General features: G+C 63.5%; 9 protein-coding genes. 4 read left to right on the top strand and 5 right to left on the bottom strand.

Annotated features, from left to right (window positions below):
* The first annotated feature begins 5 nt into the window (after nucleotides 1–5).
* From istB to ROE7235_RS10550, 4 genes are all read left to right on the top strand, one after another.
* Nucleotides 6–764 carry an IS21-like element helper ATPase IstB gene (istB, locus tag ROE7235_RS10565; protein WP_121095411.1) on the top strand — a complete coding sequence of 253 codons (759 nt, stop codon included), beginning with the start codon at nucleotides 6–8 and terminating at the stop codon, nucleotides 762–764.
* Nucleotides 765–1055: 291 nt separating this feature from the next.
* Nucleotides 1056–1967, top strand: a complete 912-nt coding sequence (gene era, locus ROE7235_RS10560) for a GTPase Era (RefSeq protein WP_121095409.1) — start codon at nucleotides 1056–1058, stop codon at nucleotides 1965–1967.
* Complete coding sequence (locus tag ROE7235_RS10555) at nucleotides 1964–2299, top strand: DUF1491 family protein (RefSeq protein ID WP_121095407.1); 336 nt, start codon at nucleotides 1964–1966, stop codon at nucleotides 2297–2299. Before era ends, ROE7235_RS10555 begins: the two co-directional genes overlap by 4 nt.
* On the top strand, nucleotides 2292–3095 hold the full coding sequence (locus tag ROE7235_RS10550) for a propanediol utilization protein (RefSeq protein ID WP_245963933.1): 804 nt from the start codon (nucleotides 2292–2294) through the stop codon (nucleotides 3093–3095). The genes ROE7235_RS10555 and ROE7235_RS10550 overlap by 8 nt, the downstream gene beginning before the upstream one ends.
* A gap of 32 nt (nucleotides 3096–3127) precedes the next feature.
* On the opposite strand, the gene ROE7235_RS10545 is transcribed toward ROE7235_RS10550, so the two are convergent.
* From ROE7235_RS10545 to ROE7235_RS10525, 5 genes are read right to left on the bottom strand one after another with little or no spacing between them, the layout of a single operon-like run.
* Nucleotides 3128–4912 (bottom strand): hypothetical protein, encoded by a 1785-nt coding sequence (locus ROE7235_RS10545; protein WP_121095403.1) that lies wholly within the window; start codon nucleotides 4910–4912, stop codon nucleotides 3128–3130.
* A complete protein-coding gene (locus ROE7235_RS10540) occupies nucleotides 4909–5610 on the bottom strand; it encodes a cytidylyltransferase domain-containing protein (protein WP_121095401.1) in 702 nt (233 codons plus the stop codon). The genes ROE7235_RS10545 and ROE7235_RS10540 overlap by 4 nt, the downstream gene beginning before the upstream one ends.
* Before the next feature lie 7 nt (nucleotides 5611–5617).
* Nucleotides 5618–6745: an N-acetylneuraminate synthase family protein gene (locus ROE7235_RS10535; RefSeq protein ID WP_121095399.1), complete on the bottom strand. Its 1128-nt coding sequence runs from the start codon at nucleotides 6743–6745 to the stop codon at nucleotides 5618–5620.
* 5 nt (nucleotides 6746–6750) lie between these two features.
* Nucleotides 6751–7722 carry a hypothetical protein gene (locus ROE7235_RS10530; RefSeq protein ID WP_121095397.1) on the bottom strand — a complete coding sequence of 324 codons (972 nt, stop codon included), beginning with the start codon at nucleotides 7720–7722 and terminating at the stop codon, nucleotides 6751–6753.
* Between the two features lie 2 nt (nucleotides 7723–7724).
* Nucleotides 7725–8828, bottom strand: a complete 1104-nt coding sequence (locus tag ROE7235_RS10525) for a polysaccharide pyruvyl transferase family protein (protein ID WP_183073466.1) — start codon at nucleotides 8826–8828, stop codon at nucleotides 7725–7727.
* Nucleotides 8829–8836 lie beyond the last annotated feature (8 nt).

Below are 8836 nucleotides of genomic sequence, written 5' to 3'. Positions count from 1 at the left end.
ACACAATGCTTGATCATCCAACTCTTCATCACCTCAAGGCCCTCAGGCTGGACGGCATGGCCGAAGCTTTTGCCGAACTGCAGATGCAGGATAGAGCTGCCGATCTCAGCCACGCTGAATGGCTTGGCCTGCTCGTTGACCGCGAGGTTGCAAGCCGAGAAACAAAGCGGTTTGAGGCCCGCATGCGGACTGCCAGGCTGCGCCATGTTGGCGCCAGCCCGGAAGATGTCGATTACCGCGCACGCCGGGGCCTCGATAAGGCGCTGTTCCAAAGCCTGCTCACCGGCAAATGGATCACCGACAAGCGTAATCTGATCATCACTGGCCCCTGCGGCGTCGGCAAAACCTGGCTTGGGTGCGCACTGGCACAGGCGGCCTGTCGTGACGGCGTAACTGTGGTCTACAAACGGATGCCGCGTCTCTTTGAAGAATTGGAGCTGTCCCATGGTGACGGACGCTTCCCCCGCTTGTTCCGCAGCATCACGAAGGCGCAATTGTTGATCTTGGACGACTGGGGCCCAGACAGGCTGACATCACCGCAACGCCGCGATCTCATGGAGATCGTCGAAGAGCGTTACGGCCGCGGCTCAACGATGATCACAAGCCAATTACCCGTCAAAACCTGGCACGACGTCATCGGCGAACCAACCTTTGCAGATGCCATCCTGGACCGCATCGTTCACAACGCCTACCGCCTCGAACTCGAGGGGCAATCCATGCGCAAGACCATCACTAAAATAGATGACGAAACCCCTCAAGACTGATAACCAAAATACGCTGCCTCACGGCAACGCGTCACAGGTGGCCGGATACCCCGGAACAGGTGGCCGGATGTTGTCGGAATAGGTGGCCGGATCCTCCGGAATACGCAGTTTGGACCAGATCATGCGCGGCATGGCCTGTGATCGTCGGATATGGACCACGCCCAACGCGCAGTTGCGTGTGCCGACACTCTGTCTGGCCGCGTTGATCCCGCACCGATGGTTCTATACGCTCTGGCGGGGCGGGCTGAAACCGGCTAAAGGCGGCAGTTGAATGCAAACGGGGCCTATTCCATGACAAAACGCGCGGGCTTTGTTGCCCTGATCGGCGAACCCAATGCGGGCAAATCCACCCTGACCAACCGCATGGTCGGGGCCAAGGTCAGCATTGTGACGCATAAAGTGCAAACCACCCGGACGCGCATTCGCGGCGTCGCGCTGGAAGGGGATGCGCAGCTTGTCTTTGTCGATACGCCCGGTCTGTTCCGTCCGCGCCGCCGTCTGGACCGCGCCATGGTTGCGTCTGCTTGGGGGGGCGCTGCCGATGCCGATGTGATCGTTCTACTGGTAGAGGCGCATCGCGGGTTGACGGACGGTGTGCAGACCATATTCGACACGCTGCGTGAGCGCGCGCGCCCCGAACAGACCGTGGCGCTGGCGATCAACAAGATTGATCGTGTGAAATCCGAGGTGCTGCTGGCCCTGACCGCCAAGCTGAACGAGGCCTATCCGTTCGCGCAGACCTTCCTGATCTCTGCCGAGCGTGGTCATGGCGTGGACGACCTGCGCCGCTGGTTGGCGACGCAACTGCCCGAAGGCCCGTGGCTGTATCCCGAAGACCAGATCGCCGATCTGCCCATGCGCATGATCGCGGCTGAAATGACGCGCGAGAAGCTGACCTTGCGCCTGCATGAAGAACTGCCCTACCAGTTGACCGTGGAGAGCGAGAACTGGGAAGAACGCAAGGACGGCTCTGCTCGGATTGACCAGACCATCTATGTCATGCGCGATGGCCATAAGGGCATTGTGCTGGGCCATAAGGGTGAGACGATCAAGGCGATTTCGACCGCCGCGCGGGCCGAGATTACGGAGTTTCTGGGCCGCCCCGTGCACTTGTTCCTGCAAGTGAAGGTGCGCGAAAACTGGATGGAAGAGTCCGAGCGCTATTCCGAGATGGGTCTGGAGTTTCGCGACGGCAACGCATGACAGAGGCGCGGCTGGCAACGGGTATCTGGGTTTCGGCCTATGTGCGGCGGCTGCAACTGGCGGGGCTTCCCGCCTATATCACGGCCAAAGGCGACGATACGGCGGGCGCGGTGCTTGTTAAACTGGCGCTGCTGGACGGGACCGCGCGCGCCTATCTGCGCCGCTACGATTTCGAGCGGGATGCACGGGTCTGGGACGTCCTGTGCGACGGGGCGGAGACCGATGTTGATGCCGCAATCTCCCGCCAGCGCAGCTTCGACAGCGACCTTTGGGTAATAGAGGTCGAGGACGCCAAGGGCCGTCATCTGCTGGAAGAGGACGGGCTTGCATAGGCGCATTTTAGAGCAGCCCGGCCATTTCGGCGAATGGATGCAAGGGCGCTTGGGGCCGGACGGGCCGGTGGTTTTGGTCAGCCTGCCGTTCCCACGCCCGGTGCTGCGGGCATGGCATATCGCGGGGCGGGGGCCACTGCGCCTATCCGGCGCTGGGCTGACAGCGGGCCAGGCGCGGCACTTTTTGCAACGGCTGGGCTGTCCCCTGACGGGCCGTGTGCAGATGAAGCCCCTTGTGCCGCCGGGGCAAGGCATGGGCGTGTCCACCGCGCGGCTTGTGGCGTTGGCGCGGCTGGCGGGGTGCGCCGCGCCGGACGCCGTCTTGGCCCGCGCCTGTCTGCGCGCCGAAGGGGCAAGCGACCCGCTCTGGTGCGCCGCGCCCGAGAGGATCCTCTGGGCCTCGCGTTTGGGGCAGCGGCTGGGCGGCCTGCCCGAATTGCCGCGCTACCAGATTATCGGCGGCCTGTGGGGCGCTGGGCAACCGACGGACCCCACCGACAGCCGCTTTCCCGATATTTCGGATATCTTGGGTGCATGGCAAAGCGCCCGAACCCTTGCGGAGTATGCAGCGCTCGCTTCGGAAAGTGCGGCGCGCTGTGTGGCACTGCGCGGCCCGGTGGCCGATCCCACTGCGCGGCTGGCGCGCAATTTGGGCGCGTTGGGCTGGGCGGCAGCGCATACCGGCAGTGCGCGCGGTCTGATTTTTGCTCCCGGCACCGCCCCGCACACCACCGCCGCCCAGTTGCGCGCGGCCGGGTTCCGCAATCTGGTGGCGTTCCAGGGCGGTGCCAGATGAGTCCAGCCCGCCGCGCTACGTTGGCGGGAGGATCAGCGCGGGCTTGGCTGTGAGCCATGCGCGAAGCGGTCAAGCTGCGCTTCTACCGCGTCGATCAGCGGGCGCGGGGCCGGATCGATGGACGCAGTCAATCTGTCCCTGTCCTCTAGGCACCGGGCATGCAGACTTGCAGTATCTTCGAGCAACCGTAGCTGCTGGGCCAGTGTCGGTCGGTCCAGACAGATGCGACCCGTCGTTTCCAGCACATCGGCATGGGCCGGTGCGTTCGAGGACAGGTAGGGCAGGCTGAGAAGCGCCGCACCGCACCGGACACAATCGGCGCCGACACCGGAACAGGGCGTGATTGCAAGCGTGCGACCGGGCGTGACCACGTCTTCCAGCGGCTTGCCGGTGGCGTTTTCCCATGTCACGCCTTCCAGCTGCGCCATAAGCGCTGGCATCTTGTCCATCGGCCAGACCGGGTTGGCTCTTATCCGCAAGGTGTAGCGCAGGTCTGTCGGCAAGTTTGTCAGAATGTCCGACAACATTGCAGGGCTGTTCATGGCGTTGTCCAGCAAAACCAGAAGCACCGGCAAGGCTTCGGGATGCGGGGCGGCGATTGCCATGTCATCAACCATCAATTCGCGGCTGCCAAGTGCCACCATCTCGTTTGGGACACCCCATTCGGACAAAAGCCGCGCGGAATGCTTGTCAGAGACGATGAACCCTGCGGGCAGGCTGGCGTGCTCGCGGGCGTAGTCTATGGGCATGGCCGGCATGCGCGGACTTAGCGCGCGGGGCGTGACCACCAGTGTCGGAACGCCTGCGCGGCGGCATGCGAAATTCGTACGCCGCTCATCTGGGGTGTTGTAATTTCCGTTGCGCAAGAAAGCTGCCGGTGACATCCGCCGCGCCATACGCTCCAGACAGGTGGCGTGCAAAGCTACATGGAACAGATGTGGTATCTTGTAGCGAAACATCGGCGCCATCACCGGATCGACGCGGCCCAGCCATGGCGCAATACGCGCCTGCCGCCGGATCAGCCGAAGCGCCAGCGCTGTGGCCTGAACCAGTGCGCCGGGGCCGCCACCTTCAAAATGGGCAGAGACCACGTCCGCTGCGTAGCCGTCGCTACCGGCCCAGGGGCGTTCCTTCGGGTGCACCCCGGTCAACTCATACCCCTTGGCACGCAAATCCGCGATCAAGGGGCCGTAGCGGTGTTTTTCAAAGTTTGCACTTGAAACCAGCAACCGCTTGGCGCTGTCCTGTGATTTGGCGGCGCGCGAAGCCGGACGGGCCAGCCCAACGCGCAGGCAGGACCGCATCAAATACCGCCACATCCCGATTCTGTCGGAGCTGGAGAACATCACCGCCGCCAGCCCGGACGGGAACTGTGACGGGTCTGGGGTGGCCAATCCGAACTCGTCGCGGAGCGCGCGAATGAAAGGCTCGGGCGCGCGAAACCCCTTTGTCATGTGCAGCACCGTGCCGCTGCCGACCCGGTCGGCCAGATCTGGTTGTGCGCGCGCTGCCTTGATTTGTTCCAGCAGGAACAACCACAGCACCGGTCCGGCAATCCCGTCACGCTTGGCATAAATCCAGCCGCCCTCGAACAATAGCAGATCGCTGTCATGGCGGTCTGGCAGATCATACTGTGCCCGGAAAAACCGAAACAGACGGGCAATCGCGCGATCCATGCAAGCCAGCGTCTCGGACCAGCCAAGATGGCGCGACAAGGGCTCTCCGTCGAGGAACAGGTCCGCGATGGTCGGCGCCCCCTTCAGCAGCGCCAGTCCCGGCACGTCGCGCCGCATCGGATCGGGAACAGGGGTGTTCATGGGGTACCCGCCTGCGTGGTCTGGGGGATCATGCCAAGCGTGGGCGCGGCCAGACCGCAAGCTGACCAGTAGCTTAGCTGAGTGGGATCTTGCGAGCCGATCAGGCGCGTCAGGTCGGCATGTTCCTGCGCGGTATCGAGGGCCAGCCGCAGATGGCTGTCATCGCGCGCCTGTTCCAGCGACAGGACCCTCAGCTTTGAAAGCTGGCGATACAGGTGCTGGGTAACGTGTTCGCGTTCAGCCTCGGCTGCGCTGTCCGACAGGGTTGCATAGGCATCGGCGCTCATCCATTCGACAGCCACGCCGTATGGAAAGCGGCGACGGATCAGATTGCTGACAAGGTCGGCATCGCGCAAGTGGTCCATCGCGGCAGCGGCCAGTTCGGGGGCGAAAAACGGGCTGTCACCATTCACGCGCAGGAAATGGGTCGCGCCGGTTTCCGCAATCGCCTGAAGACTTCGCGCCACAAGGTCGGTGGCATGCCCGCGCACCACGCCCAGCCCCAGCGCGCGCCCGGTGTCGGCCAGCCGGTCATCTACCGCGCGGTCGGTCGTGACCAGCACACAAGACCGTGCGCCAACACGGGCGGCCCGCGCGGCGACAAGCGCGACCAGCGGGGTTCCCGCAAGCGGCATCAGCGCCTTGCCCGGCAACCGCTGCGAATCGCTGCGCGCATAGATGAAAACGACAGGCTGCATCCGCGTATCAGCCCTGCGGTTCGGCCGTGCCGGCGTTTGCTGGCGCGGGGGTCATGCCCTTTTCCTGCATCTCTTGTCCCCAATAGCTGCCGGCGCTGCCCCAGTTCGATGCGATAATCCCGACACCTGCACCCGGCCCAAGGGCCGCGTGGCGCGGCACGTCCTGCGTCAGGCGCTGCCCGACAAGCTGGGCAGGATCGGTCGCCTGAAACGCCGTCGAGGGGCGCACGAACAGCAGATCATCGGCGGTCAGCACATGCCCGGCTGGCAGATCGCGCGCGGCATAGAGCCCACGGCGGGCACGGACCTTTGTGACAAGTTCTTGTTTGGCCAGCCCCGCCGCGGGCTGGGCAAGGCTTTGGGCCGCAGCGCGAAGATGAAGGACATAGCTTTGAAGCGCCGGACCATCAAGCGCATGGGCATGGTCAAACCCCGGAAGGCTGCGGTCGGTGGTGAAGTGCTTTTCGAAAAAACTGGCCCCCTGCACAAGCGCCATGGCCGCAGAAATATCCTCTCCCGTATGGTCGGAATAGCCAACCGGCACCTCGAACGCGCGGGCCAGAAGCGCGACGCGCCCGGTATTTGCCTGCGCCAGATCACACGGGTAGGCCGAAACGCAATGCATCAGGCTAAAGTCGGTGCCCGGATGGTCGCGCTTGACCATGGCGACCATCGCCTCGATCTCGCCCATCGTGGCCATGCCGGTCGACACGATCACCCGTGGAAAGCTCTCACAGGCGCGCGCGATCAGCGCGTGATTGGTCAGGTCGGTCGAGGCGATCTTGACATAGGGCGCGCCAAGCCGCTTCAGCAATGCGATGCCGCGCTCACAAAACACAGAGGCCGAGACCGTAATGCGCACGCGGGCCGCGTGGTCCCAGATCGTCTGCCAATCGGTGTCGGACATCTCTTCGCGCGTGCGCTGCGCAAAAACAGTGCTGGGGCTGTAGACGACCGACCCGTCCGAACCGTGTTCGGGATAGTCGGGCAGATAGAGCCCGTCGGCATAGATGAACTGGAACTTGATCGAACTCGCGCCCGCTTGCGCCGCGAGGTCGATCAACTGGCAGGCACGCGCGGGATCGCCATTATGGTTGCTGCCCGCTTCGGCAATGATCTCTGGAAACTGGGTCATGGTGCTTAAACCTTCGGCCTATCGTGCAACGTGGTGATGACAGCGCGCGCCAGCGCGGTTGCGCGGCCGGGCCCGTCAAGGTGCCATGCGTTGGCGTGCATTCGCTTTAGCGCGGTAAGATCACGGATGCGCTTTGTCAACTCCGCGTCCATACCCGGTCCGCGCAGCACGCAGGCCAATGCCCCGGTGGCCATCAATGCGGCATTCTTTGGCAAACGGTCTGCGGTGGTCAGGCTAAGGGCGGGGATGGCTTGCGCGATCGCTTCGGCCAGCATGACACCATCGCCGCCGATGAACAGGTTGATATCCTGTAGAGCGCCCCATGGGGCAGCGCCGGGGGCGACATGGACCACGCGACCATCCGTGTCATCCGCCCGCAAGGGACGGCGCGGGTCGATCACGGTCAGCTGCGCGACTTCGGGCGCAGCCAACAGACAGTCGACCAGCGGGTCCAGCGCCGTGCGGTCCACGCCGCCGGACAGGCAAAGGCCGATCCGCAATCTGTCATAGATGCGTTCGCGCCGCACCAGACCTTGTGCGGTCACGAAGGCAAAGTCAGGATCGGTCAGAACCCGCGTGTCTTTGGCCAACTGCCCGGCCAGACCCGGCGGCATATCGCGCAAAAGCACATGTGTCGCGACATCGGCATCGGCGCAGACCGGCGAAATCAGGATGCGCGGGAATACGTGCTGCGCGGCATCGCGTGTTGCGCTTGGCAGGTCCAGCGCATCCACAACCAACGCAGCACACGGATCGCCAAGCGTGGCCGTTGCGGCCAGCCCCCGCGCTTTCGCAAAGGCCTGGCCTGCGGCATCGGCATCAAGGCTCAGCCGACATGTGACGCCTTCGCCCTCCAACCCCGCCATCAGGGCCGCACTGCGGGCCAGATGCCCCATACCGACACTGGCCCCGGCCTGCACATGAAACAGCACCGGCAGGCGCTCTTCAGGTCGCGTTCCGGCAGGGGTGTCCGCCAAGTTCACCCGTCGCGGCCCGCACGTTCAAGATACTGCTGCATCATGTCCTTGAACCGGGCAAACTGTGCAAATTGCTCGGCCCCTTTGGCGGTCCAGTCCGGGGCAAGCCCGACATGATCCTGCGCGGTATAGCCGCCCTTGCTGATTGTCGCTGCCAACGTGTCGGCAAAACCGGTCCCCAGTTCAACCATGTTCAGCGTGGCCGGGGTCAGGCCCAGATCGTCGAACAGCGACATGGCGCGCTCGTCATAGACAATGTTCACGGTCGGCGTGCCAAACGAAATCGCGGGCAGGGTCGCGTGCAGCCGGTAGCTGACCACCATGCTCGCCGATTTCAGCAGCGACAGATACTGGTAGACATCGTTTGTATACACCGAGTCCACCTGCTTGGTGTAGCGAAAGGCGGTCGCAAAATCGAGGTCGCGGCTGTCATTGCACAGAATGCGGATACGCTTGTGGCCTGCATCGCGCAGCGCGTCGATGGCGCGCTCGATATCAAGCTGGATACGGCTCTGGAACAAGTAGGGCACATTCATCAGCCCCGGCGTGCGCACCGAAATCAGCGCGCCCGCATCTTCGTTTTCCGGCAGGGAGGGCAGGTTGCCCGCGTAGCGATTCATATTGATGGTCGGGCACCATCCAAGCTGGTCCCGTGCATTGATCTTGGACAGATAGTCATGCGTGGCCGTGTCGCGCGACAACGAAATATCGGCCCGCCCCAGCAGGGTTGCGAGCTTCGAATCGGGGATCACGTCCGACCGGTCGGACAGGTTGCCGTGCCGGTCATAGATCCGCCCGCGCGAATTCGAGAACAGCATCAATGGCGGTTGCAGGGCCGCCAGCGCGCGCGGGTCGACCGCGATCTCGTCGTTTTCATACAAGTTGCCCCCGCCGACGATGACACCATCGGCGAAGCGGTTAATCTCGTGGACTGTGCCCGCGCTCAACCCCGCCTTTGTGGTGCTTTCATGCTTGCTGGTCGCAGGGTATTCGATGACCGAAACGAGCCGCCCGAAGGTTTCATACAGCATATGGCGCAATGCGAAATTGATCGCATGATTGCCGACATTATAGCCAAGTGGCCTGATATTCGCGATCGTATACATGTGCTCTC

The organism is Roseinatronobacter ekhonensis (assembly GCF_900499075.1).
GTDB classification, from domain to species: Bacteria; Pseudomonadota; Alphaproteobacteria; order Rhodobacterales; family Rhodobacteraceae; genus Roseinatronobacter; species Roseinatronobacter ekhonensis.
This window is presented reverse-complemented; position numbering and strand designations above follow the sequence as displayed.